The sequence below is a fragment of the Myxococcus sp. AM010 genome, assembly GCF_013372585.1.
Taxonomy (GTDB): Bacteria; Myxococcota; Myxococcia; order Myxococcales; family Myxococcaceae; genus Myxococcus; species Myxococcus vastator.
In genome coordinates this window covers 1-22974 of the sequence record NZ_JABXEO010000094.1, presented here as the reverse complement: position 1 = coordinate 22974, position 22974 = coordinate 1, and the positions used below count along the sequence as shown (strand labels likewise).

At 69.6% G+C, this 22974-nt stretch carries 25 protein-coding genes, 1 tRNA gene and 1 pseudogene; 17 read left to right on the top strand and 10 right to left on the bottom strand.

Translation table 11 applies throughout. The features are described 5' to 3' along the window. Positions 1–74: 74 nt before the first annotated feature. The 7 genes from HV826_RS37590 (at position 75) to HV826_RS30900 (ending at position 6857) form a co-directional block, all read left to right on the top strand. Positions 75–560, top strand: a complete 486-nt coding sequence (locus tag HV826_RS37590) for a hypothetical protein (RefSeq protein ID WP_255207968.1) — start codon at positions 75–77, stop codon at positions 558–560. Position 561: 1 nt separating this feature from the next. Then, positions 562–1314: a S9 family peptidase gene (locus HV826_RS37585; protein ID WP_306465585.1), complete on the top strand. Its 753-nt coding sequence runs from the start codon at positions 562–564 to the stop codon at positions 1312–1314. 77 nt (positions 1315–1391) lie between these two features. Then, the gene (locus tag HV826_RS30920) at positions 1392–2267 is read left to right on the top strand and encodes an alpha/beta fold hydrolase (protein WP_176420656.1); all 876 of its coding nucleotides are present in this window, start codon (positions 1392–1394) and stop codon (positions 2265–2267) included. A 124-nt stretch (positions 2268–2391) separates the two neighbouring features. Then, positions 2392–3240: a xanthine dehydrogenase family protein subunit M gene (locus HV826_RS30915; RefSeq protein ID WP_176420655.1), complete on the top strand. Its 849-nt coding sequence runs from the start codon at positions 2392–2394 to the stop codon at positions 3238–3240. Then, on the top strand, positions 3233–3703 hold the full coding sequence (locus HV826_RS30910; protein ID WP_176420654.1) for a (2Fe-2S)-binding protein: 471 nt from the start codon (positions 3233–3235) through the stop codon (positions 3701–3703). The genes HV826_RS30915 and HV826_RS30910 overlap by 8 nt, the downstream gene beginning before the upstream one ends. Continuing rightward, entirely contained in the window at positions 3700–6021 is a 2322-nt protein-coding gene (locus HV826_RS30905) for a xanthine dehydrogenase family protein molybdopterin-binding subunit (RefSeq protein WP_176420653.1), read from the top strand. Before HV826_RS30910 ends, HV826_RS30905 begins: the two co-directional genes overlap by 4 nt. A gap of 101 nt (positions 6022–6122) precedes the next feature. Next, entirely contained in the window at positions 6123–6857 is a 735-nt protein-coding gene (locus tag HV826_RS30900) for an endonuclease/exonuclease/phosphatase family protein (protein WP_176420652.1), read from the top strand. 18 nt (positions 6858–6875) lie between these two features. Here the strand turns inward: HV826_RS30900 and HV826_RS30895 are convergent, their stop codons facing one another. Next, positions 6876–8408: a PKD domain-containing protein gene (locus tag HV826_RS30895; RefSeq protein ID WP_176420651.1), complete on the bottom strand. Its 1533-nt coding sequence runs from the start codon at positions 8406–8408 to the stop codon at positions 6876–6878. A gap of 142 nt (positions 8409–8550) precedes the next feature. Here HV826_RS30895 and HV826_RS30890 point away from each other — a divergent pair, with 142 nt between their 5' ends. Next, positions 8551–8769: a hypothetical protein gene (locus HV826_RS30890; RefSeq protein ID WP_176420650.1), complete on the top strand. Its 219-nt coding sequence runs from the start codon at positions 8551–8553 to the stop codon at positions 8767–8769. A gap of 200 nt (positions 8770–8969) precedes the next feature. Here the strand turns inward: HV826_RS30890 and HV826_RS30885 are convergent, their stop codons facing one another. Further along, on the bottom strand, positions 8970–9431 hold the full coding sequence (locus tag HV826_RS30885; protein ID WP_217917333.1) for a hypothetical protein: 462 nt from the start codon (positions 9429–9431) through the stop codon (positions 8970–8972). Between the two features lie 147 nt (positions 9432–9578). Continuing rightward, on the bottom strand, positions 9579–9920 hold the full coding sequence (locus HV826_RS30880) for a hypothetical protein (RefSeq protein WP_255217500.1): 342 nt from the start codon (positions 9918–9920) through the stop codon (positions 9579–9581). A 330-nt stretch (positions 9921–10250) separates the two neighbouring features. On the opposite strand from HV826_RS30880, the gene HV826_RS30875 reads away from it, so the two are divergent. Genes HV826_RS30875 through HV826_RS30865 form a run of 3 tightly spaced genes read left to right on the top strand, consistent with a single transcriptional unit; the run spans position 10251 to position 11961 of the window. Continuing rightward, positions 10251–10802 carry a GNAT family N-acetyltransferase gene (locus HV826_RS30875; RefSeq protein ID WP_176420648.1) on the top strand — a complete coding sequence of 184 codons (552 nt, stop codon included), beginning with the start codon at positions 10251–10253 and terminating at the stop codon, positions 10800–10802. A 20-nt stretch (positions 10803–10822) separates the two neighbouring features. After that, positions 10823–11077 carry a YdeI/OmpD-associated family protein gene (locus HV826_RS30870; protein WP_255207966.1) on the top strand — a complete coding sequence of 85 codons (255 nt, stop codon included), beginning with the start codon at positions 10823–10825 and terminating at the stop codon, positions 11075–11077. Between the two features lie 41 nt (positions 11078–11118). Beyond that, the gene (locus HV826_RS30865) at positions 11119–11961 is read left to right on the top strand and encodes a hypothetical protein (protein WP_176420636.1); all 843 of its coding nucleotides are present in this window, start codon (positions 11119–11121) and stop codon (positions 11959–11961) included. A 45-nt stretch (positions 11962–12006) separates the two neighbouring features. Here the strand turns inward: HV826_RS30865 and HV826_RS30860 are convergent, their stop codons facing one another. After that, entirely contained in the window at positions 12007–12381 is a 375-nt protein-coding gene (locus HV826_RS30860; protein WP_176420646.1) for a cupin domain-containing protein, read from the bottom strand. Positions 12382–12571: 190 nt separating this feature from the next. Next, positions 12572–12772: a cold-shock protein gene (locus HV826_RS30855; RefSeq protein WP_176420645.1), complete on the bottom strand. Its 201-nt coding sequence runs from the start codon at positions 12770–12772 to the stop codon at positions 12572–12574. A 352-nt stretch (positions 12773–13124) separates the two neighbouring features. Here HV826_RS30855 and HV826_RS30850 point away from each other — a divergent pair, with 352 nt between their 5' ends. Genes HV826_RS30850 through HV826_RS30835 form a run of 4 tightly spaced genes read left to right on the top strand, consistent with a single transcriptional unit; the run spans position 13125 to position 16020 of the window. Continuing rightward, complete coding sequence (locus tag HV826_RS30850) at positions 13125–13658, top strand: periplasmic heavy metal sensor (protein ID WP_176420644.1); 534 nt, start codon at positions 13125–13127, stop codon at positions 13656–13658. Between the two features lie 47 nt (positions 13659–13705). Further along, positions 13706–13927 (top strand): hypothetical protein, encoded by a 222-nt coding sequence (locus HV826_RS30845; RefSeq protein ID WP_176420643.1) that lies wholly within the window; start codon positions 13706–13708, stop codon positions 13925–13927. Between the two features lie 15 nt (positions 13928–13942). Then, complete coding sequence (locus HV826_RS30840) at positions 13943–14623, top strand: response regulator transcription factor (RefSeq protein WP_176420642.1); 681 nt, start codon at positions 13943–13945, stop codon at positions 14621–14623. Further along, positions 14620–16020: a HAMP domain-containing sensor histidine kinase gene (locus HV826_RS30835; RefSeq protein WP_176420641.1), complete on the top strand. Its 1401-nt coding sequence runs from the start codon at positions 14620–14622 to the stop codon at positions 16018–16020. The genes HV826_RS30840 and HV826_RS30835 overlap by 4 nt, the downstream gene beginning before the upstream one ends. A gap of 10 nt (positions 16021–16030) precedes the next feature. Here HV826_RS30835 and HV826_RS30830 read toward each other — a convergent pair whose 3' ends face one another. From HV826_RS30830 to HV826_RS30810, 5 genes are all read right to left on the bottom strand, one after another. After that, positions 16031–16861 carry a carboxypeptidase regulatory-like domain-containing protein gene (locus tag HV826_RS30830; RefSeq protein ID WP_176420640.1) on the bottom strand — a complete coding sequence of 277 codons (831 nt, stop codon included), beginning with the start codon at positions 16859–16861 and terminating at the stop codon, positions 16031–16033. Positions 16862–16961: 100 nt separating this feature from the next. Beyond that, entirely contained in the window at positions 16962–17819 is an 858-nt protein-coding gene (locus HV826_RS30825) for an ABC transporter permease (RefSeq protein WP_163785188.1), read from the bottom strand. Further along, positions 17816–18808, bottom strand: coding sequence for an ABC transporter ATP-binding protein (locus HV826_RS30820; RefSeq protein WP_176420639.1), 993 nt, complete (start codon positions 18806–18808; stop codon positions 17816–17818). Before HV826_RS30820 ends, HV826_RS30825 begins: the two co-directional genes overlap by 4 nt. A 29-nt stretch (positions 18809–18837) precedes the next feature. Further along, positions 18838–19722, bottom strand: a complete 885-nt coding sequence (cyoE, locus tag HV826_RS30815) for a heme o synthase (RefSeq protein ID WP_176420638.1) — start codon at positions 19720–19722, stop codon at positions 18838–18840. A gap of 319 nt (positions 19723–20041) precedes the next feature. After that, a complete protein-coding gene (locus HV826_RS30810) occupies positions 20042–22399 on the bottom strand; it encodes a tetratricopeptide repeat protein (protein WP_176420637.1) in 2358 nt (785 codons plus the stop codon). A 193-nt stretch (positions 22400–22592) separates the two neighbouring features. Between HV826_RS30810 and HV826_RS30805 the strand changes: the two genes are divergently transcribed. Together HV826_RS30805 and HV826_RS30800 are read left to right on the top strand one after the other, a co-directional pair. Next, positions 22593–22668 (top strand) — tRNA-Ala (locus HV826_RS30805). A 106-nt stretch (positions 22669–22774) separates the two neighbouring features. Beyond that, positions 22775–22974: pseudogene (locus HV826_RS30800) on the top strand (DUF2760 domain-containing protein); the annotation flags it as partial.

Genomic DNA, 22974 nt, shown 5'->3' with positions numbered 1-22974 from the left:
GCGGGTGCAACCGCCGCTTCGCAGCGCGCTCCGCCTGGAAATTCGTCTCCCGCCCCCAATCACGCCACAGTCTCTTGCATTCCCCTGCTCCACCGCCCGACTTGTGGAACCCCCATGACCTCGAGGAGGACCTCACGCCGGGCGACAAGCACCGCGCGTCCTTCTTCGGCTGGAGCCAGGACGGCGACGCCTTTTACGTCCTCACCAACGAGCGCGACGCACGCCTCCAGGACCTCTACCGCTACGATGCGAAGACCTATGCCCGCACCCTGCTCTACGCGGGCGATGCCGAGCATGTGCCTGGCGCGCTGTCTCCGGACGAGAAATGGCTGGCGCTGGAGAAGTCACGGGCGCTGTCCGACAGCGACGTCTACCTCTACGAAGTCGCCACCCAGCAACGCCAGCACCTCACCGCGCACACGGGTCGGCCAGCTGGAAGGCGGCGACCTTCGACCCGACGTCCTCCGCGCTGTACCTGCTCACCAATGAGGGCTCCGAGTTCGCTCGCGTGGAGCGCCACGTGCTCGCCACCGGGAAGCGCGAGCTGGTGGAGAAGCTGAACTGGGGCTGGAGATTCCGGCGCTGCTCTACAAGCCCCATCAGGCCACCGCGAAGCAGCGCGCCCCCGCCATCGTCTTCGTCCATGGGGGACCGGGAGGACAGTCCTCCAAGGGCTACAGCAGCTTCTTCCAGTTCCTCGTCCACCATGGCTACGTGGTGCTCGCCGTCAACAACCGGGGCAGCGAGGGCTACGGCAAGTCGTTCTTCGCGGCGGATGACCAGCAGCACGGCAAGGCGCCGCTCCAGGACTGCGTCGAAGCGAAGAAGTACCTGGCCGCCCTCCCCTACGTGGATGGCGCGCGCGTGGGCATCCTGGGGCCCAGCTATGGCGGATACATGGTGCTCGCGGCGCTGGCCTTCCACCCCGACGTCTTCGCCGTGGGCGTGGATGCGTTTGGCATCTCCGACTGGCTGAGCGCGCTGCGAGAGCTCCCGCCCCACAAGGAGGCCCTGCGCGAGGCGCTCTACCAGGAGCTGGGCAACCCCCAGACACAAGAGGCGATGCTTCGGGAAATCTCCCCGCTGTTCCACGCGGAGAAGATTCAGAGGCCCCTGCTCGTCATCCAGGGCGCCAACGACCCGCGCGTGCCCAAGGCCAAGACGGATGCGCTCGTAGAGACCCTCCGGGAGAACGGGGCGCCCATTGACTACTTCGTCCTCCCCGACGATGGCCATGGCTTCAGCAGCACGAAGAGCGAAGCGGAGACCTCCGTCAAAATCCTCTCCTTCCTGGACCAGCACCTCCGACGGTGACCCTGAAGCCGCGCGCAGGGGTACGCACCTGTGCAACTGCTTGCAACCTTCAGGTCAGAAAATGCGATGATGGCCCGATGAAATCGGCATTCAAGGGTGAGCAGGCGAAGGCCGTGCTCTCCCGGTGGCACGACCATTTCCGAGGGCGCCTGCGGGTCCCCACGGAGAGCCGGACGGTGCGGACCCGCGTCGGTGACACGCATGTGCTGGTGGGCGGCCCAGAAGCCGCACCCAACGTGGTCGTCCTCCACGGCGCGCTCGCGAGCTCCGCGCACGTGCTCCACGAGCTGGCCCCCCTGCTGGAGCGATTCCGGCTTCACGCGGTGGACGTCGTCGGCCAGTCAGTGAAAAGCGCGGATGTGCGGCCCTCGGTCGCGAACAATGAATATGGCGAGTGGCTCCGAGACGTCCTGGATGGGCTGGCGCTCCAGCGCCCCCATGTGGTGGGTGTGAGCTGGGGCGGCTTCGTGTCCATCCGGCTCGCGGCCATCGCGCCCGAGCGCATCGACAGGCTCGCCCTGCTCTTCCCCGCGGGCGTGGTGAATGGCTCTCACTGGGACGGGCTCACGAAGGTGGCCCTCCCGATGATGCTCTATCGGATGTCCCCATCAGAGCGGCGCCTGAAGGCGTTTGTCCGACACCTGCTGACGACCACGGATGACGACTGGGCGCCGTTCCTCGGCGACGCCGTCCGCGCATGCAACATGGACATGCGGGTGCCCGCGCTCGCGAAGCCGGAGGAACTCGAGCGGCTGAAGGCCCCCACGCTCGTCATGGCCGGAGATGGGGATGTGAGCTTCCCCGGAGAGAAGCTGCTCACCCGCGCGAGGGTGCTCTTCCCCACGCTCGCCTACCAAGAACTCATCAAGGACTGTCACCATTGTCCGCCAACGACGGATGCCTTCCGGCAATGGCTTGCGGGGCGCCTGGGCGACTTCCTGCGAGCGAGCTGACGCGCTTCCCCGCACGGGCAACGCCCAGCCGATGAGGAGGCGCCGAGAGTGATTGCCTGACCGACCGGGCGGGCGTCTGCGTTCCCTGCTAGACTCCAGGTGAAGCGACCTTGGGGGTGACGCAATGAGATACGCGGAGCCAGAGTCCGTCGAGGCCGCGCTGTTGGCCCTCAACGCGCATGAGGATGCCCGATGTCTCGCGGGCGGGGCCTCGCTGGTGGCGATGATGAACGCGGGTCGCATCGCCCCCGAAATGCTGGTCAGCCTCCACCGAATCCCAGAGCTGTTCACCATCACCGAAGCCTCGGACGGCATCTGGCTGGGCGCCATGTGCACCCACCGAACGCTCGCGGCCGACACGCGGCTGGGCGGGGCCATGGAGGTCGTGCGCGGCGCGGCGCGGCAGCTCGCGCATCCGGCCATCCGCAACATGGCCACCCTGGGCGGCTCCATCGGGCTGGCAGACCCACGGACGGAGCTGCCCGTGGCGCTTGTCGCGGCCTCGGCGCTCGCGGAGGTCGCGGGCCCCCATGGCCGGCGATCCGTCCCCGTTGAAGCACTGTTCGTGGACAGCCACCGCACGTCCCTGCAACGCGGTGAGTTCGTCACCCGCGTCTTCCTCCCACGAGGCGCGGCCGGAGCCGTGGGGCACCACCTGCGCTTCAGCCGCGTGGCCGCTGACTACCCCACGGTGTCTGTTTCACTGGTGCTCCACATGGAGGGCGACACGTGCCAGCAGGTGCGCGTGGTCGTGGGCTCCTGCGCGCCCGTGCCGCTCCACCTTGACGCAGCGGACCAGCGGCTCATCGGGACGCGGCTGGAGGCGGAGGACGTGGCCGGTGCGGGAGGCCTGCTCGCCCAGGCCGCGGCGCCCATCGACGATGTTCGCGGCTCGGCGGAGTACCGGCGCATGTTGATTCCGCGTCTGCTCGGCCGCGCCCTCTCGCAGGCCCGGGAGCGCGCCCATGTCTGACACGGTCTCCATCTCACTCACCATCAACGGCGCGGAGCACGCGCTCACGCTCTCCCCAGAACGGACCTTGCTGGACGTGCTGCGCGAGGACGTCCGCGCCACGGGAACCCGGCGAGGGTGTGACGAGGGGAGCTGTGGTGCCTGCACCGTGCTGGTGGAGGGCGTGCCCGTGCTCTCCTGCCTGTCGCTGGCGGTGACGCTGCCCGGCCGCGCCATCACCACCATCGAGGGCGTCAGGAACGGCCCGGAGCTCCACCCCGTCCAGCAGGCGCTGGTCCGGCATGGCGCGGTGCAGTGCGGCTTCTGCATGTCTGGCATCGTCCTGGCCGCGAAGGCGCTGCTGGAGCAGAACCCGTCCCCGTCCGTGGACGAGGTCCGCCAGGCGCTCGGCAGCAACGTCTGCCGGTGCTCCGGCTATACGCGCGTCGTGGAGGCGATTGCCTCGGTGGGAGGTCGGCCGTGAGCAACGACGACAGGCCGGAGCCCGCGCCGGGCCCCGTGGGCGAGGTCCTGGGGCAATCGGTTCCGAAGCCGGATGCACGCGAGAAGGTGACGGGGCGCGCTGTCTATACGGAGGACCTGTGCGTCCCCGGCATGTTGCATGGCGCCCTGCTGGGCAGCCCGCATCCCCACGCGCGCATCCTGTCCTATGACACCTCGCGCGCGCGGGCCTTGCCGGGCGTGCGCGCCGTGCTCACGGCGGAGGACCTGCCTCCGCACGACATCGGGCCCGCCATCAAGGACCAGCCGGTGCTCGCGCGAGGCAAGGTGCGCTACGCAGGCGAGCCCGTGGCCGCCGTCGCCGCGGTCGACCTCCCGACGGCGCGCAAGGCGCTCGGGCTCATCGACATCCAGTACGAAGTCCTTCCCGCCGTGTTCGACGCGGAGGAAGCGCTGCGCCCGGACGCGCCCGTCCTGCATGCGCCACGCGGCCCCGGTCATCCCAACGCCGCGTCATACATCCGGCTGATCGAGGGCACGCCGGACTCGGTGTGGGCGCGGTGCCACGTCGTCGTCGAGGACGTGTACGAGACGCCCGCGCAGCAGCACATCTACCTGGAGCCGTGCTCGACGCTCGCGGAGGTGGACCCCGACAGTGGGAAAATCACCCTCCACACGGCCACCCAGTCCGCGTTCCGGGTCCAGGCCGTCACCGCGGAGGCGCTGGGCGTGCCCATGTCCCGCGTGCGCGTGCTGGTGCCGCGCGTGGGAGGAGCGTTCGGCGGCAAGGTGGAATCCACCAACCAGCCCATCACCGCGGCGCTGGCGATGGCGGCTGGCGCACCGGTCCGGCTGACCTTCTCGCGCACGGACGACATGAAGATGATGCGCTCGCGCCATGGTGCCCGCATCTTCATGCGCACGGGGGCGACGCGGGACGGCCGCATCCTCGCCCGGCAGGTGCGGATCCACTTCGACACCGGGGCCTACGCGGATGACGGCCCCTTCGTGGCGAACGTCGGCAGCTACTTCGCGCGCGGGCCGTACCGGATTCCCCATGTCGACGTGGAGTGCTGGTGCGTCTACACCAACAAGCTCCGCGCCGGAGCGTTCCGCGGCTTCGGCAATCCGCAGATCCACTTCGCCAGTGAGGTGCAGGTGGACCGGCTCGCCGAGGCCTTGGGGATGGACCCCATCGCGCTACGGCTCCGCAACGCACTGGAGACGGGCGAGAAGTGGCTGGGCGGCGCGCCGGTGGAGAGCGGGACGCTGCGGGCCTGTCTGGAGCGGGCCCGGGAAGTCTCGGACTGGGCCCGACGGCGGGAGCGGACACCCACGGCCCCTGGAAAGCAGCGGGGCATCGGCGTGGCGGCGGTGAGCCACGTGTCTGGCCTGCTGGGCTCGAGCGCCACCGTTCGGCTCAACGAGGACGGCACCGTCACCGTGAACACCGGTGCGGTGGACACGGGACAGGGCTCCGACGTGGCCCTCACGCAGGTCGCGGCGGGCGCGCTGGGGCTGTCGATGGAGCAGCTCAACTTCAGCCGCCCGGACACGGATACGTCTCCGTATGACTGGTGCAGCGGAGGCACGCGGACGACCTTCACCGTGGGCCGCGTCATCACGCAGGCCTGCGAGCAGGTGCGCGCGCAGCTCTTCGCACACGCCAGCGAGCTGCTCCAGCGTCCGGTGCGGCGCTTGGAGCTGAGGCCCGGCGGCTTCGTCGGCGTCCGGGACGAGCCCGGGACGTCGGTCTCCTTCGCCGCCATCGCCGGGCGTGCGCTCTACGTCGAAGGCGGGCCCATCATCGCGTCCGCCCGCTACCTGTATCCCGCGTGGCAGCTCGACACGAACCGGACCCAGGTCGAAGGGCTGCCCTTCATGGGCAACGGCTTCTTCGTGTTCGCGGCGCAGGTGGCCGAGGTCGAGGTGGACGAGCTGACAGGCCACGTCGAGGTGCTGGAAGCGTGGAGCGTCCACGACGTGGGCCGGGTCATCAACCCCGCGGCGACGGAGGGACAGGTCCAGGGGGGCTTCGTCCAGGGCCTGGGCTACGCGTTGACCGAAGAGCTGGTGTGGAACGAGGGCCAGCTCGTCAATCCCACCATGGGGGACTACAAGGTCCCTGGCGTGCTGGATGTGCCCGTGGCCCTCCACGCCGTGCTGCTGGAGCAACCCTTCGGTCCAGGGCCGTTCGGAGCCAAAGGCGTTGGCGAGGTGGGCCTGGTGGGCGTGGCCCCCGCCATCTGCAACGCCATCCGGCATGCCACCGGGGCGCAGGTCCGACAGCTCCCCGCCACGGGGGAGCGCGTGCTGCGCGCGTTGATGGAGCGGGACTGACGCCCTCCTTGGAGCGGCGTCATGACATTTTCCTGAATTTCATATTTTACTAGCTTCCCTCGGTTCGTCGGGACTCACCCGGCGCCCGATTCGAGGGAAGCATGCTCAAGCTCTTGTCGTCGGCGGTGCTCAGCCTGTTGGTCACCCTGGGGATTCTCCCCGACACCGCGTCCGAGACGGAGGCGCTCGCGGCCACGACCGTCACCGTGGCGACGCACAACACCCTGCGTGGGCAGGCGACGTTCAGGCCGCTGGCGGACATCATCGGCTGGCAGGAGGTGGAGAACGCGGTAGCGCACAACAAGCTCGAGACGCTCGAGAACTACAACCACTTCCGGCCGGGCGCGGAGCGGCTGGCAGCGCGGAACTCCATCGCCATCTCCTGGCGCAAGAACAAGTTCGACAAGACGGGTGACGGCTCTCGGATGACGCACGGTGGCACGGCAGGCGAGACTCCGTCACGCTTCGTGAACTGGGTCGTCCTGAAGCACAAGACGACCGGAGCGAAGCTGGCGTTCATCAACACCCATTACATCTCCGGCGCGTGGAACGGCAGTCATCCGGACCGCCAGGAGCGCTGGCGCACCCACAACACCGTGGTGCGAGAGGTCGTCGCCGAGCTCCGCGGCCGAGGCCTCCCGGTCGTCCTGCTGGGCGACTTCAACCGCCAGCTGTCGCAGGACATCCCCGGGATGAATCACCTGCGCACGGCGGGCGTCGCTGGCGTGCCCATTGACCAGATCTACGTCAGCCAGGGCATCGGCACCGGCCCCGCCGAGCGCCTGGAGAAGTACGGCTCCGACCACTTCGCCTACACCGCGACCGTGCAGTTCTGAGCCTCGCTCACGGCCGCGTCAAGGCGCCTTGCGCTGCTGGCTCACGAGCCAGTTCTGCACGTCGGAGCGGCTCCAGAACGAATCCCAGCCGCTGTGCCCGCCGCTGGGATTCACGGTGAGGAGGAACTCGCCGCTGTAGCCAGGGCACTGCCGCAGCAGCGGCTGGAACCCCGTGGTGGCATTGGTCCACCGGTGGACGGAGAAGGTGCCATCGTCCGCATTGCCAGAGGCCCAGATGGGGAAGTCATCGAGCTCGCACACGTCCGCGGGCGTGGGCGGAAAGTAGGCAATGGGCATCCCCCCGGCATACGTCGAGCGATACTTCTTCATCTGCTCATTCACGCCGCTCCCGCCCGAGGACAAGCCCGTCATCGTCACCCGGTCCGGGTCGATTTCGTACTCGCTCAGCGCCTGCTGGACGAGGGTGTGCGTGGCGTCCACCTGCCACCAGGTGTCTAGCGGGGCGCCCACGCGAGGGCCGTTGGGCGCGATGACGACGCCAGGGAACGTGTCGACCAGCGGCTTGCCGGGCGTGAGCTGCCGGATGAAGCCCTCTGGATTCGCCCCCACCTGGGTGTGGTCTCCGTTGAGCGTGGAGCCGCCTCGGCCATGCAGGGAGAGCACGAGGGGGTACTTCTTGCCGGGCCTGGTGCCGTAGTCCTTGGGCAGGAAGACGGCGGTGTCATAGCGCCCGCCGCGATTCCACACGTGCAGCTTCCCCGCGCGCGGGTCCGGTGGCGCGCTCTCCGGGAGCACGGTGATGCGCACGATGTCCGAGCCGGTCGCCCCCTGATTGTCCGTGGCGGTGAGCCGGAAGACGTACACCCCCGCGACCAGGTTGCTGGCGGTGGCCGAGGACGCGGTGGCGCCCGTCAGCGTGGCCGGAGACGGCCCCGAGACCTGGTCCCAGAGGTAGTGGGTGACGGTGCCATCGGTATCGCTGGCCGAGCCCTGGAGCGGCACCGAGTTGACGGGCAGCGCGAGGGTCGTTGCGTTGCCCGCGAAGACCAAGGGCGGCTGGTTCGCGAGCACGGAGCCGAAGACCTGAATCTCACGGACGCGGCACAGGTTGTCGTTCGTCGCGAGCTTGCACTGGAGCCGCACGTACCGGGCATTCACGGGCTGCGCGAAGGCGAGCGTCCGGACGTTCTCGGTGTTCCCGGTGATGGCGCCGCCCGGGACGACCTGATGGCTCGCGGTGTTGCTCGTCCGGGACATCACGTCGAAGTCGACCATCCGCCCGTAATTGCTATCCCGGCTGACGTACAGGGTGATGCGCTGCACGCCATGCACGGCCTGAAGGTCCACCTCAATCCATTCAGGATTCGAGGGAAGGGGCGAGACAGCCGAGGACCAACGGTCCGACGTGTTGATGATGCCGTTGAAGGCCTTCTCCGGTGCAAACTGCGTGGGATAGCCGACGGCATGTATCGAAGATGCCGATGAAGGCCTTCCAAAAGCGACGTTGGTCGCTTGCGCCTGGGCGGGAACAGCGAGTGACAAGGCCAGGAAGCACAGGGCTTCCGTCAGGGTGCGGAGACTCCAGCGCATGACTCACCTTTCATTGAGAGGGACGCCGAGTCTGACAACGCGGAGGCATCACTTCATGCAAAACGCTAAACACCTAAATTTCATGTACCGCGACCGCCCGTCATGGCGGCCCGACGCTTCGATTCCGAGGTAAGCTGACACCATGGTTCCCCTGATCGACCGGGCTTCGCTGCCCCAGGAAGCGCGCTCCGCCCTGGAAAAGGAGTTGGCGTCCCTCACGCTGCTCCAGGATGTGGTGCGCTGGGGCTTCGCGAGCGCGCCGCCGCGCGATGTCACGGAGGTCATCGTCCAGGACGAGTTCACCCACGACGTGGTGATGCCGTGGATGGAAGGCAGCTACCTGGTCTTCGACACGACCTGACTGGGCGGAGTCACTTCGGTCTCCGTGTGGGACCACCGCCCCAGCGCAGATGAACTCCTCGACGCCCGGCTTGCATCCGGCTGGGCGCCGACGCCGACGAGCACCGTCGACGGCGACGTCATCCTGGGCCATGCCGCGTGCAGAGCGCCGCTTCAGTTGCCCTGACAGCCGGCGCCCTTCTGCATTGTCACGTCTGCTCGCTAGTCATGGTTGCCGGTCCCACCTGCCGGGGTAGAGGACCTGCTCGCAGCCGGCGGCGTGGGCAGCAACGCTCCGGCGGTGGCCGTGCCGAACATGCGCCGGAGGTGGTCTCCGTAGAGGGTGAGCGTCAGCAAGCCGATCACGACAATGAATGAGAACGCGGCCGTCACGGTCACCGCCGTGCCGAGGAGCGTGGCCGCCTCCTCTCGCTGCTGGCTCCAGATGCGCCGACAATCACCCGTGACGACGGTCCCATCCGGCCGGCGGTAGAGCCGGGCACAGACATTCCCACCGGGCTGGAGCAGCGCCTCCACCTCGAGCGTGGTCATCTCGCTCAGGTTGTGGACGGAGAGCCTGCAGGCGCCACAGTGCCGGACGCGTGCATCCCCTTTCATGTCCTCCCAGCGCATCGCGCAGGGCGTCGCGATGGTGAGGCGTTCCGTCAGGGCGCGTGTGTCCATGGCGGAGGACATTATGGGACACGGCCTTCCCCAGACATCGGCCACCCGTCCGTAGGACGAATGACCGACCCCCGGGCGACACGGAACCAGGGACGGCGGGTGCTCCGCAGGCGCGGAATGCCCCTCCAGCGGCCGCGCCCGCCGAGGTCAACACTCGTAGACGCCAATCTTGCTGGAGCTGAACGCGGCCACGTCATGCTTCGCGCCATCCCGGGAGACGACCATCTCCGTCGGCGTGGAGAGGCTGTGACTCTTCACCGAGGCGTCGAAGCCGGGCTTCCCCGCCAGCTTCGAGTAGTTGAGGTGCCGCGGGTAGGCCGTGTCCCCGGAGATGGCGGTGATGCGCATCTGCGCGAGGTTGCCCTGCACCGTGCTGCCGCCGTATTCACCAGCGCCCTCGAAGCAGGTCAGGTTGTTGGCCTCGCTGTTGGACGCATACACCACGCCCCACTTCGGGTTGGTGGCCAGGTTGAAGAGGGTGGTGCCCACGCCCGAGTAGGAAGCCGCCTCATGATGGGTGTCCGCGTGCCTCGCGAGTTCGCTGCGCCACCCTCCGCCCCCCTGGAGCCACTCACCGAGCGCGAGTTCCAGATGCGCAAGCTGCTCGCACAGGGGTGGAACCCGTGACGGCTGGGCCCGGCCGTGGAATGAACGTTCCTTCCACGCCGCACCGCGCAACCTGACCTGCCGTGCCCCTGCTCCCGGACATGGACAGTTGTCCTCTGGCATGAGAGGCCTGAGGGCGGTTGAATCGGAGCGGCCGCACCACCACACCGTGTGGCAGGCGCGGCGTGGTTCCAGGTCCCAGGAGGAGCATCCGTGCCCGCAGCGACCATCCCCATCGTCGAGACCGAGCGCCTCGTCATGAAGGGGCACAGCCTCGAGGACTACGAGGAGTGCCTCGCGATGTGGAGTGACCCCTCGGTGGTGCGCTACATCAGCGGCAAGCCGTCCACACGCGAGGAGATGTGGTCCCGGCTCCTGCGTTACGTGGGCCACTGGGACCTGCTGGGCTACGGCTTCTGGGTGGTGCGTGAAAAGGCGACGGGCCGCCTCGTGGGCGAGGTGGGCCTGGGCGACTTCCACCGCGACATGCAGCCGCCCCTGGGCGCGGGGCCCGAAGCAGGCTGGGTGCTCGCCCCCGGGTTCCACGGCAAGGGTTACGCCACCGAGGCGGTCCGAGCGGCCCTGGCCTGGGCGGATGCCCGGCTCAGCCCTGAGCGCGTGGTGTGCATCATCGCGCCCGAGAACGCGGCGTCCATCCGCGTCGCCGGCAAGTGCGGTTTCCGGCAGACGGGACAGGGGAGCTACAAGGGAGAGCCCTCGCTCATGTTCGAGCGCCTGGCACCGGTGAAGATGGGGGCTCGGTAGTTCACCGGGGAGACATGACCATGGCCATCACGAAGCACCCAACGCTCAAGCGCGCCATCCAGCCGATGCCCGCGAGTGTCCGGGAAGCGCTGGTGAAGCGCGGGCTCATGGAGGCCTACAAAGCGCGGCCTCCGTACCAGCAGAACGACTATCTCGGGTGGATTGCGCGGGCCAGGCTTGAGGCGACGCGGCAGAAGCGACTCGACCAGATGCTGGATGAACTGGACGGCGGGACGAAGTACATGAACATGGCGTGGTCTGGCGGGCGGAAGTAGCACGGAGCAGCCGGATGACGCCTCACTGCCTGGGTTCCTCCATGTCCATTGACCTGGTCGAAGCTGGGTTCAGGGACAACCCAGCATCCTGCATCCAGTGGATTGACCAGACTGAGCTGAGCATGGCGCAGCGCCACCCCGCCCCCCATCTCAACACGCCGCACGTTCCCGGTAGAATGACGGTCATGAGAGCCCTTTCTACGATACCCGTCGTGGCAATCGCGATCTGCCTTTGGCCGGCTGTGGCGCAGGCCTGTGTTTGCGTCGCGGGCGGGGGTAACCTCCACCACGACCTCAAGGTGGCGCGTGAGCGCGCGAGCGCCATCTACCGGGCTCGCGTCATCCCGGCTCCCGTTGGCCCCTACCTGGGAACCGTGGATGTCGAGGTCCTGGAGGTCATCAAGGGCCCTGTCGTCACGGGCGAGAAGTTCATTCTTCCCCAGGGAGGCGGTGGCGATTGCAGGGTCCGGTTCCGGGGCGACGCGGTGTATCTCATCTACGCTGAACCCAAAGATGCCAGGTTGATATGGCACTGCTCCCGCACCCGGCCAATGCCCTCATTGGATGATGCGGAGTGGGGCTGGCTCACCACGGGGAAGCTCCCTGCCATTCCGGCCGCGGTCCAACGCGAAACCGTGTCCAGCGAGCCGTGCGCAGAAAACAAGAAGTGCACGTCGAAGTGGGAGCCACCAGAAGCGCTCGCCGCGGACCAGTGTCACTGGCGAGCTCCCGACCAGGCCCGCTGCACCTTCACCCGCCCCCGAGTCGCCCTCTCAGAGAACACACCGACGTCACCGCTGCTGGTCTGTCGGCTCGAAGCAGGGCGCGTCGACAGGTACACCTGCACCGTCCAGAAGGCCCCGAACCCAACGCAGGCGGAGTGAGCACCGACGCCCTCCGGACGGACGCGCCGAGCCTCGGGGCGCACCTCACGCCTTCGCGGGCGGTTTCGTCCCCGCGTCCTTCCCCTCATCCCGGCCATGCACGGCCGCGGGCGGACTGGTGGCTTCCACGGCGGAGAAGGTCTCCAGCACCTTGTACGTGTGACTGGAGCCACGCGGCACCAACCACGAGTCACCCGGGTTGAGCAGGATGACCTGTCCCTCGAGGTGCAGCTCGGCGCGGCCCTTCAGGACGAAGCCCACCGTTTCGTAGTCCCTCGTGGTGGCGGGCGCCGGCTCTCCAGGCGGTTCGTCCTCCCACAGCCGCATCGCCAGGCGGACGCCAGACGCCAGGTACTTCTGCCCCATCTCGCCCTTGGGAGAGTGCCGACTCTCCACCTTCTTCACGCTGGTGTCGCCCATGCCTTTGTCTCCGTGGGATGGCGGCGGATGTGCCGCGCCTCTGCCGAGAAGGTAAGGAAGGCATCCAGACGCCGACGGGCACCCGGCGCGGGCCGCCAGCCCGGCGCACTAGGGGCCAGACATGCGAAGGCCCCGCCTCCCTGTTGGGAGACCGGGCCTCGGGCACACTCCAGGGTGGCCTGCGGGTGCTTCAGACGGCGCGGACGTTCTGCGCCTGCAGGCCCTTGGGGCCCCGTGTGACCTCGAACTCCACCTGCTGCCCCTCCTGGAGGGTGCGGAAGCCATCCATGTTGATGGCGGAGTGGTGGCAGAACACGTCCTCACCGCTGTCCTGCGCGATGAAGCCGAACCCCTTGGCGTCGTTGAACCACTTCACGGTACCGATTGCCATGTGACCTTCTTCCTTCTGCTTCGAGGCCGCCGCCAAGGGCTGCCCGATCGACGTGTGCGGAGCGGACACCGCCCCGGCCCCCCAACGACAAACTTCCTGGCGCCTCCTGTCCACCGGGCGACCGCCTTCCGGGCAGGCAGCCGTCCGCCAGCCGACATTCCACGCGCCCTCGCTCCCCTCGCCAGGGCCGAAAGCCGTCTTCTTCCCTTCACGCTCCGGCCCCCTCCCCCGAGGCCGCCTTCACACTTCTTCACCGCGCGCGGGCGTGGCCTTCATACCCGCCCTCTACCTTCCCGCTCGTCACCACCAGCGCCAGCCCCCCAGGGGACGGCCACATTGGGAGCGTGGAACCATGTTCGGGTTTTTCTTCGGTACCGCCTGCCTCGCCGGGCTCATCTACACGGTCCGTGGCGGGCGCCACGGGCATCACCGCGGAGGCCGCTGGAGCTCGCGCGGACGCCTCCGCTGGCTCTTCGAGCGGCTGGACACGTCGCCCGGCCAGGAGAAGGTCCTCCTCAAGGCCGCCGACGAGGTCCTGGAGTCCTTCGCCAAGGCGCGTGACGAGGCAGGCCCCAGCCGCACCGCCCTGGGCACCGCGCTGCGCGGTGAGCACTTCGACGGCGCCGCGCTGCGTGAGCTCTTCGCCCGCCACGATGTCGCCATCGACAACGTGCGCCGCACGGTGCAGGGCTCGCTCGCCCAGGTCCATGAAGCGCTGGACCCGCGGCAGCGCCGCGAGCTCGCGGACCTCCTCGAGCACGGCTTCGGCTCCGCCTACGGCTGGCACGGAGGCCACGGCGGCCGGCACCGTCGCTGTGGCGGCCACGGCGGCGGCCATCGCCACGGGGACAGCCCCTGGGGACGCGGTGACGCGCGTGGAATGTGAGCCCTGAACCGACACACCCCTTTCGTCATCCTTGAAGGAGCGATTCCATGCGCCGCCGTCTGCTCATCGTCCTGCTCGCCCTGGGCACCGTCGGAGGCTATGCCTCCGGCTTCGCCAGCGTGGCCCGCCACCGCCATCACCTGCGCCACTGTCACCACGGCACCTGGGAGCACGGCTGGAGCCCCCACGGCAGGTGGGAGCCTTCCGGCCAGCGAGGGGTGACTCCCCCTCCGGCGACCCCCGTGTCCATCCACACAGCCTCCCCCTGAAGTAGAAGGCGGTTCATGTCCACGCGCGTCCTGCTCATCGACGACGACACCCGGATGTACGAGCTGCTCGAGCAGTACCTCGGGCAGAACGGCCTCAACGTCACCCACGCGGCGGATGGCGGACGGGGGCTGGCGGCGCTGGAGGCCAGCGCCTTCGACGCGGTGCTGCTCGACGTGATGATGCCCGGCATGGACGGCCTGGAGGTCTGCAAGCGCATCCGCGCCAAGAGCCGCATCCCCGTCATCATGCTCACCGCGAAGGGCGACGAGACGGACCGCGTGGTGGGCCTGGAGCTGGGCGCGGACGACTACCTCCCCAAGCCCTTCAGTCCCCGCGAGCTGCTGGCGCGGCTGCGGGCCGTGCTCCGCCGCGCACAGCCCTCGGCGGTGGCGGACCGGCTGGAGTCGGGCGGCGTGTCCATCGACGTGGCCGGGCGCGAGGTGCGCGTGGAGGAGCGCGCCGTGGAGCTGACGGGCCTGGAGTTCGACTTGCTCGTCGCGCTGGTGCGCAGGGCCGGACGCGTCATTCCGCGCGACGCCCTGCTGGGCGAGGCGGGCCGCAGTGACACGGTGGTGGGCGAGCGCACCGTGGACGTGCACATCTCCCACCTGCGGCAGAAGCTCGGTGACGTGGGCACCCGCCTCATCAAGACGGTGCGCGGCGTGGGCTACGTATTCGCCAAGGAGGGCCCGTGAAACGCGGCGGGCCCTGGGGCCACAAGCGCGGCTGGGGCGCGTGGGGAGACGCGCATGATTGTGGCCCCTGGGGGCACCGGCATCCGCCGCACCACTCCTGGCGCATGGGCCGGCTGGGAAGCTTCGTGCGCGCCCGGCTGCACCGGCGCCTGTTCATGTGGTTCGGCCTGTCCATCCTCGCCACCGGCGCCGTGGTGGCCACGGTGATGAGCCTGGTGGGCGGCGGCACCTGGAAGCAGGAAAGCGAGCGCGTGCGCACCTTCGTGGGCCACCGCTTCGAGGAGGTCTGGGACGAGCCCGCCCGGCGGGACGCGCTGGTGGCGTCCATCGAGAAGGACTTGCAGGTGGGCGTGGAGCTGCGAGACGCGTCCGGCGCGGTGCTGGCGCGGACCGAGGAGCCGTGCCGGCGGCCCGAGTTCAACCTGCCCGTGATTCGCGATGGCATCACCCTGGGCTCGGTGCGCGCGTGCTACGCCAGCTTCCGTCCGAAGAGCCCGCTGCGGATGGTGCTGCCACTGGCGCTGTCGTGCATGGTGCTGTGGCTGGCCGCGGGGAAGCTCGCGCGGCGGCTCGCGCGGCCCATGGATGAGCTGGTGCGGGCCACGCGAGAGCTGGGCTCGGGCCGGCTGGACTCGCGCGCGGACATCGCGCCGCACGTCACGGGGGAGTTCGCCGTGCTGGCGGATGCCTTCAATGACATGGCCGGGCGCATCGAGAAGCAGGTGGCGGACCAGCGCGAGCTGCTCGCCGCCGTGTCACATGAGCTGCGCACCCCGCTGGCCCGGATGCGCGTGCTGACGGAGCTGCTCCGCGACGGAGGCGGCAACCCGAAGACGCTGGACCAGGTGGACCGCGAGGTGGTGGAGCTGGATGCGCTGGTGGGTGAGCTGCTGGCCAGCTCCCGGCTGGACTTTGGCCAGCTCACCCCACGGGTCCTCGATGGCCAGGCGCTGGCCACGCAGGCCCTGGAGCGCGCGGGGCTGTCGAGCTCCGCGCTGGACGTGGAGGTGGAGCACGCGGGGCTGGTGGGAGACGCGACGCTGCTGGGCCGCGCCCTGGCCAACCTCCTGGAGAATGCGCGCAAGCACGGCACCGGCGCACAGGCCCTGCGCATCCAGGAGCGAGGCGAGCACCTGGCCTTCTGCGTGGATGACCGGGGCCCCGGGCTTCAGCCCGGTGAGGACGCGCGCATCTTCCGGCCCTTCTACCGGAAGGAGCATGGCACCGAGGCGCGTGAGGCGGGCTCCCTGGGCCTGGGGCTGGCGCTGGTCCAGCGCATCGCGCACGCCCATGGTGGAGAAGTCTTCGCGGAGAACCGCCCCGGCGGCGGCGCACGGGTGGGCTTCACCGTGCGAAAGAACGGCCCTCCGGATTCAGAGAGCCGCCCCGCCGCGTAGCGCCTTTCAGTCACTTCCGAGCGGACGCGTCTTCCGCGGAGAAGGAGAACGCGGCCTCGGCCGGCGCGTCGTCCTTCACCGTGACTTCGGCCGTCTTCGTGCCCAGCGTCTCGTGCCAGGCCTCCACCGTGTACGTGCCCGCAGGCAGGCCTTCGAGGGAGAACGCACCGTCCGCGCCCGTCGTCACGAAGTACGGATTCTCATTGCTGACGACGAAGGCGGACATCCACGGGTGCACGTCACACTTGAGCTTCAGCACGTCCGCGTCCGCGGGCAGCGGCCGCTCCACCGGGGCGCCAGACGGGGGCTGCGCGACGTTGAACGCGGGTTTGGTGCCCACGATGCCGCGCACGTTGTGCAGCGTGCCGTCGCTGTTCTTGAACGCCACCTGCTGCCCCGCCATCGCGCCCTGCACGCGCGGGACGTAGGTGCACTTCGACTGGTCCACCACCACCGGAGTGGCCGGCGCGGGAGGCGCGCCTGGCACCTGGCCCTTCACGCGCACCAGCACGTTCTGGAGGTTGCCGTCCTTCACCAGGACCGACGCATCCTTCGTCGCCATGCCCTCACACGCCGGGTCATTGCTCGCGGGGATGTCGGCGGCCTCGGGCGGCGTGCCGGTGAACTTCACCGTGCCCTTCACCACGCCCTTGCCCGCTGGCGCCACGGGCGCGGCGGCGGCACCTTCCGGCGCCTGGATGGGCGAGGCGGCGTGCGGCTCCTTCTTCGCGGCGGGCGCGGCGACGGGCGGCGCGGAGGCCGGCTCCTCCTTCTTGCAGGCAGAAAGGGACAGCAGCCCCGCGGTCCCCAGCAGCGTCAGGCCGAGCGTGCGCAGCGTCATCGTGCAATCTCCTCGGGAAGTCAGGTGATGCGTCTGCCCACCTCGTAGCGAAAGGGGCAGCGCATGTCCAACCCACCGGGACACCGCGAACCGCCGCGGTCTACTCCCGGCGGCTCACGCTGAAGGCCGCCAGCCCGACGAACACCGCGGCGAACGCCACCAGCACCGGCACCTCCAGCCCCGCCGAGGACGACGACGCGCCCAGCGCCACCGACGCCTCCGCGCCGTACAGCGCCCGCCGCACGCCCTCCACGGAGTAGCGCATCGGGTTGAGCCGCATCACCCAGGCCAGCCAGGTGTCCGCGCCCTTGAGCGGGAACACGGCGCCGGACAGCACCCACATGGGCAGCAGGGCGATGCTCATCACCGCGTGGTAGCCCGCACTGGAGCGCACCCACCACGCCAGCGACATGCCCATGCCCGTCAGCGCCAGCGCCGTCAGCACCATGACGGCCAGCAGCAATGGCACGTTCAGCGTGGCCGCGCTCACCCCCGCCAGCGGCGCCAGCAGCAGGAACAACGACGCCTGCAGCAGCGCGATGGCGGACGAGCCCAGCGCCTTGCCCAGCACCACAGCTAGCCGTGAGCCCGGCCCGGCGAGCACCGCCTGGAGGAAGCCCTCCTTGCGGTCCTCGATGACGGTAATCGTCGCGAAGATGGCGCTGAACAGCAGCACCATGGTGACGACGCCCGGGAAGAAGAACTGCTGGTAGCCCAGGCCCTGCGCGCCCTCCACGCGGAAGGAGCCCGCGAAGCCGGAGCCGATGACGAACCAGAAGAGGACAGGCTGCGCGAGCGCCCCCACCACCCGGGAGGGCTGGCGGAAGAAGCGGACGATGTCGCGCATCATCAAGACGCGCACCGTCGCCCATTGAAGCGCGAGCGCTCCGGGCGGAGACGACACGGCCGGAGCCCCGGCGTTCATCGGTTCGGGGGCGGCGGACAGCTCGGCGCTCATCGACGTCTCCTCGGCGCGGGTTCAGCGGTGGGCACGTCCGCGCCCAGCGCGCGCCCCGTCAATTGGAGGAACACGTCCGCCAGCGTGGGCCGGCGCAGCGCCACGGAGGTCAGCCGCCCGGCGGGGAAGGCCTCCACCAACCGGGGCACCAGCGCGTGGCCCTGCGGCGCCTCCACCTGCACCCGCCCCTCCACCACCTTCGCGTCCAGCTTCAGGCGCTCGCGCAGCTCGGCCGCCAGCGCCTCCGGCTCGGGCGCCTCCACGGAGAGGAGGTCTCCGCCCATGCGCGCGGCCAGCGCCCGCGGCGTGTCACACGCCACCAGCTTGCCCGCATCCAGCACCGCCAGCCGGTCGCAGACCTCGGCCTCGTCCGCGCGGTGCGTGGTGAGCAGCACCGTGAGGCCCTCGCTGTCGCGCAGGCGCTTCAGGTGCGCCCAGAAGGCGCGGAAGGCCGCCTCGTCCAGGCCCTGGGTGGGCTCGTCCATGAGCAGCACGCGCGGCTGGTGCACCAGGGCGCGCGCCAGCTCCAGGCGCCGGCGCATGCCACCAGACCACGTGGACACCCGCTCGTCGCCGCGGTCGGCCAGGCCGATGAGCGACAGCATCGCCTCCACCCGCTCGCCGGCCCGCGCTCCGCCCAGGCCATACAGCCGGGCGCCGAGCAGCAGGTTCTCCCGCGCGGTCAGCAGGTCATCCAGGCTGCCGCGCTGGAAGATGATGCCCATCTGCCGGCGCAGCGACGGGTCACTCAGCGACAGCTCGCGGCCCTCGAAGCGGACGCGCCCCGCGTCGGGCGACAGCAGCCCGGCCAGCACCTGGAACGTGGTGGACTTGCCCGCGCCGTTGGGGCCCAGCAGGCCCAGGATCTCCCCCGGGCGCACCGACAGGGTCAGGCCATCCACCGCCGTGCGCCCCTTGAAGCGGCGCGTGAGCCCCTCCAGTTGGAGCAGCGGTTGAGCGGCGGCATTGGAAACCAGGACTTCGGGCATGGGCGGGCGTCCCCCCTTCGCCCCGGACGCTATCCGCGAGGAACTCGGTCCAGCGCCAGCGCGGCGAACAGGCCGGTGAGGTAGATGAGTGAGAAGAAGAACGTCTGGCGGGCCCAGGTGTTTCCCAGCCGCCGGAAGAAGCCCCACGCTCCCAGCCCGAGGAAGCTCAGGCCCAGGAGCACCGCCGCGGCCAGATACCACGCGCCGGCGATGTGGAGCTGGAAGGGCAGGAGCGTCATCGGAATCAACGCCACCAGGTAGAGCACCACCTGCGCGCGGCTGGACTCGTCCCCCCGCTCCAGCGGCACCGACTTGAGGCCCGCCGCCCGGTACTCCTCCTTGCGGAAGAGCGCGATGGCGATGAAGTGCGGCATCTGCCACAGGAACATGATGGCGAAGAGCGAGAAGCCCCCCGCGTCCAATTGGTGGGTCACCGCCGTCCAGCCCATGAGCGGAGGCAGCGCGCCGGGCACCGCGCCCACCAGCATGGCCGCGGACGTGCGCGCCTTCAGCGGCGTGTAGGCCAGCACGTAGCTGAGCAGCGCCACCAGGCCCAGCGCGGCGGTGAGCACGTTGGCGCCCAGGGCCAGCGCCGGAAGCGACACGGCCGCCAGGGAGATGCCGAACCACAGCGCCACCGCCGGCTCCATGCGCCCGGAGGGCAGCGGCCGGTTGCGGGTGCGGTCCATGAACTGGTCGCTGTGCCGCTCCCAGTAGCAGTTGAGGGCATTGGCCGCGCCCACGGTTCCCGCCGTGGCCAGCAGCGTCACCAGCGCGTTGACGGCGCCCAGGTGGCCGGGCGCCAGCCACATGCCGCCCGCCGCGGTGACGAGCACCAGGGAGGAGAGGCGCGGCTTGGTGAGGGAGATCAGGTCGGACGCGACTGTCGGCAAGGACTCGGCACGCGCGTTCACACAGACTCCAAGAGGTAGGCACGACAGACACGCTGCCGGCGCGGTAACGGCCTTCCCCATACAGGCACCACCCGGGGGTGGGCAAGGACACGGCGCCCCTGGGAGGCTCCGGCGGACGGACGCCCGGCTGGCCCCCGTGAGTCATCAGGGCGACACCGGACCTGCGCCACCCACCCAGGTGCGGCGGGGAAGACAAGCGCCTCGGGCATAGCGTCAGGGTGGAGGGGGCGGCAACCACGACAACGGGGCCGACCGCGCGTTCAACTGCCCGCGCGCATCAGCCCCGCTTGTCCGGCGCCTGGAAGGCAGCCGCGCTGCTTCAGCCGCCCGCCAGCGAACGGGCCGCGGACGCGTGCTCGCCGCTCGGGTCGCGCTTCAGGTACTCCTGGGCCAGCATCTTCGCCTTGGCGCCCTGCTTCGAGTCCTTCGCCAGCAGTGTGGCGTAGTAGAAGTAGGCCGGTGAGTACGCCTCGTCCGCGTTGAGGGCGCGCTGGTACGTCTCGTCCGCCTTCGCCGCGTCACCCTTGCTCTGGAACACGCGCCCCAGCTCGGTGAGCGCCATGGCCGCGCGGTCCGACTGCCCCAGGAACTCCTGGCTCGCCTTCTCCAGCTGCTCCTGCGCTAGGTCCCACTTGGACCGCTCGCGGTAGATGGCGCCCATGGCCAGGCGGGCCTCCGGGTTCTTGGCCTTCGGGTCCTTCACCGCGCGCTGGTACTGGGCCAGGGCGTCATCCAGCTTGCCCTGACGGCGGTACGCGTTGCCCAGCATCACCACCAGCTTCGGGCTGTCGCCCATCGTCTTGAGGGCCGTCTGGAGCGACTCGGCGGCTTCCTTCTCGCCGCCCTGCTTGCCCATGAGCGCCTTGGCCAGCTCGACGTAGAACTGGGCGCGCGAGGCGTCCATGCGGATGGCCTTGCGAATCTCCTCGACGGCCGCGTCGTAGTTGCCCTCCGCCAGCAGGCGGCGGCCCTTGATGAGGTGCAGCTCCGGGTTCTGCTTGTCGAGCGAGAAGCCGGTCTCCTCGCTCTTGATCATCTCCGAGCGGGCCTTGTCCTTGTCCTGAGGGACGGCGGTGGCCTCGGCCAGCTTCTGCTGCATGTCCGGCTTCAGGTCCGCCATGGCCGCCGACACGCGGCTGATGAGCAGCGAGCGCGCCAGGTGCGCCGCGGCCAACTGCCGCGGAGACGGCGGCGGGTCGGACTCCAGCAGCTTCTTGAGCATGGTGTGGGCCAGCCCGAAGTTGGGCGAGTCCTGCTCCAGCATCAGCAGGGAGCGGCCCAGCAGCGACTCCGGGTGGTCCTTCTCGTACCGGAGGGCGGAGTCGTAGTTCCGCCAGGCGGCGGCGTCCTGGCCCAGGCGCCGGTACACCGCGCCCAGGCTCGCGTAGGTGCGCGGGTCATCCGGAGACAGGCCCTGCGCGCGGTCCAGGCTGTCGCGGCTCCGGTCCAGGTCGCCCGCGTTCATCTGGATGAGGCCCAGCGTGAGGTACAACAGCGAGCTGGAGCGGCCCTGCGCGTCCAGTCCCTTCACCTTCTCCTCCAGCTGCCCCAGCGCGTCCTTGCCCTTGCCGCTGTAGGTCTGGATGAGCGCCTCGGACGCGATGAGGTGCGAGCTGAGGTCGCCGCTCTCCTTGCCCGCAGCCAGGTGCTCCTCGGCCTGGCGGCGCGCATCGTCACCGCCGCCGTGCTCACCCCAGCGGATGGCCCAGGCGTAGGCGAGGTAGCCGTGCGCCACGGCGGAATCGGCGTCCACCTCCAGCGCCAGGTCCGCCGCCTCGACGGCCTTCTTGTAGCTGTCGAAGGAGTCGTGCTTGAGCAGCTCGCTGGCCGCATCCAGGCTCTTCTTCAGCTCGCGGGACTTCGCGCGGGCGTTGGCCGAGTACCAGCCATAGCCGATGGCGAACAGCGGGATGGCCACCAGCAGGCCCAGCGTCACCATCTTGCTGCCGCCACTGCCGCCTGACGAGGCGCGGCGGCGGGACACCGGCTCGTCGTCCTCGTCCTCATCCACCTCTTCCACGACGACCTGGGGCCGGCGCGGCGGGGGCGCGACGCGCGGCGCGGGAGCCTCCGCGCGCGCGGAGGGCGCGGGCTTCGCGGCCTGGGTGGCCACGGGCTTCGCCGCGGGCGACTGCGTGCCCGCCGCGGACGCGACGCTGGAGAGCGCGGCGGCGGACTGCTGGGTGGCGGACGGGCCCGGCGGCGCGGGCGCGACCGGTGCGGCGACCGGAGCCGGCGCGGCGGGCCGCGGCGGCTCAATCTTGTGCTGCTGGAGCAGCGTGACCGTGTCCGGGTCGCCCGGATCCACGGCGTAGGCCTTGAGGAGGTTCGCCTTGCCGGGCTCTGCTTCACCCGTCTTCAGCTGCAGGGCGCCGGCCATGCGCAGCGCGGCCTTGTCGTCGGGCTGCACCTGAAGGGCGCCGAGCGCCTCTTCCAGCGCCTTCTTGTCCTTGCCCTGGTCCGCATAGACGCGGGCGAGCAGGAGGCGGGGGTCCGCCGCATTCGGGTGGGCCTTCACCCCCTTCTTGCAGACGACCATCGCCTCCATGAAGCGGCCCATGCTCAGGTACGCTTCAGCGAGGGGCTTGTAGGCCGCCGACGAGGGGTCGGAGGCAAAAGCGTGTTCAAGCTTCGCCAGCTCGGCTGGGCTCAACGTCTTCGCAGGGGAGATAGACATTAACGGGGGGCAGCTTAACGGGCGGGAAGGATACGCCTGACAAGGGGGGTTTTTATGGCACCCGGTACGCAGCACGTCAATCGCCGGAATCCATGTTGGCAGCTTGCGCTTGACACCGTGAAGGGCCTCCGGTACTAGCCCATCCCACTTCGGCGGCCCCAAACCGCGGAGGCGCAGCAAGCAGTCCCGTCATGGGGGTGTAGCTCAGTTGGGAGAGCGTCGCGTTCGCAATGCGAAGGTCGTCGGTTCGATCCCGTCCACCTCCACCATGCAACAAACGAAGGGCCTCACGGGAAACCGTGAGGCCCTTTGCATTTGGGGCCTCCCGGCGAACTGCCGAATTGCAAAGCATCCGGGCTTTGTTATCCGGTGCCGATGACCGACCAGCCCGCCTCTCTGTCGTTCTTCGCCCGCTTCTGGCTCGCCTGGCTGTGCTTCTGGCGCTGCCTCGTGTCCCGCGAGTTCGCCCAGGCCGTGCTGCCCACGAGCAAGGCCTACGACGCCGGCCAGCTCGCCCAGCTTCCCTCGGGCGGCCCCGCCCCCACCCCGCTTCCCAAGCAGGAAGAGGTCCGGCC

Bases quoted from the DNA above. Each gene is read 5' to 3' on its own strand.
- HV826_RS30920 (WP_176420656.1), top strand. From the start codon at position 1,392: ATGAAATCGGCATTCAAGGGTGAGCAGGCGAAGGCCGTGCTCTCCCGG.
- HV826_RS30915 (WP_176420655.1), top strand. From the start codon at position 2,392: ATGAGATACGCGGAGCCAGAGTCCGTCGAGGCCGCGCTGTTGGCCCTC.
- HV826_RS30910 (WP_176420654.1), top strand. From the start codon at position 3,233: ATGTCTGACACGGTCTCCATCTCACTCACCATCAACGGCGCGGAGCAC.
- HV826_RS30900 (WP_176420652.1), top strand. From the start codon at position 6,123: ATGCTCAAGCTCTTGTCGTCGGCGGTGCTCAGCCTGTTGGTCACCCTG.
- HV826_RS30895 (WP_176420651.1), bottom strand. From the start codon at position 8,408: ATGCGCTGGAGTCTCCGCACCCTGACGGAAGCCCTGTGCTTCCTGGCC.
- HV826_RS30890 (WP_176420650.1), top strand. From the start codon at position 8,551: ATGGTTCCCCTGATCGACCGGGCTTCGCTGCCCCAGGAAGCGCGCTCC.
- HV826_RS30885 (WP_217917333.1), bottom strand. From the start codon at position 9,431: ATGGACACACGCGCCCTGACGGAACGCCTCACCATCGCGACGCCCTGC.
- HV826_RS30870 (WP_255207966.1), top strand. From the start codon at position 10,823: ATGGCCATCACGAAGCACCCAACGCTCAAGCGCGCCATCCAGCCGATG.
- HV826_RS30865 (WP_176420636.1), top strand. From the start codon at position 11,119: ATGTCCATTGACCTGGTCGAAGCTGGGTTCAGGGACAACCCAGCATCC.
- HV826_RS30860 (WP_176420646.1), bottom strand. From the start codon at position 12,381: ATGGGCGACACCAGCGTGAAGAAGGTGGAGAGTCGGCACTCTCCCAAG.
- HV826_RS30855 (WP_176420645.1), bottom strand. From the start codon at position 12,772: ATGGCAATCGGTACCGTGAAGTGGTTCAACGACGCCAAGGGGTTCGGC.
- HV826_RS30850 (WP_176420644.1), top strand. From the start codon at position 13,125: ATGTTCGGGTTTTTCTTCGGTACCGCCTGCCTCGCCGGGCTCATCTAC.
- HV826_RS30845 (WP_176420643.1), top strand. From the start codon at position 13,706: ATGCGCCGCCGTCTGCTCATCGTCCTGCTCGCCCTGGGCACCGTCGGA.
- HV826_RS30840 (WP_176420642.1), top strand. From the start codon at position 13,943: ATGTCCACGCGCGTCCTGCTCATCGACGACGACACCCGGATGTACGAG.
- HV826_RS30830 (WP_176420640.1), bottom strand. From the start codon at position 16,861: ATGACGCTGCGCACGCTCGGCCTGACGCTGCTGGGGACCGCGGGGCTG.
- HV826_RS30825 (WP_163785188.1), bottom strand. From the start codon at position 17,819: ATGAGCGCCGAGCTGTCCGCCGCCCCCGAACCGATGAACGCCGGGGCT.
- HV826_RS30820 (WP_176420639.1), bottom strand. From the start codon at position 18,808: ATGCCCGAAGTCCTGGTTTCCAATGCCGCCGCTCAACCGCTGCTCCAA.
- HV826_RS30810 (WP_176420637.1), bottom strand. From the start codon at position 22,399: ATGTCTATCTCCCCTGCGAAGACGTTGAGCCCAGCCGAGCTGGCGAAG.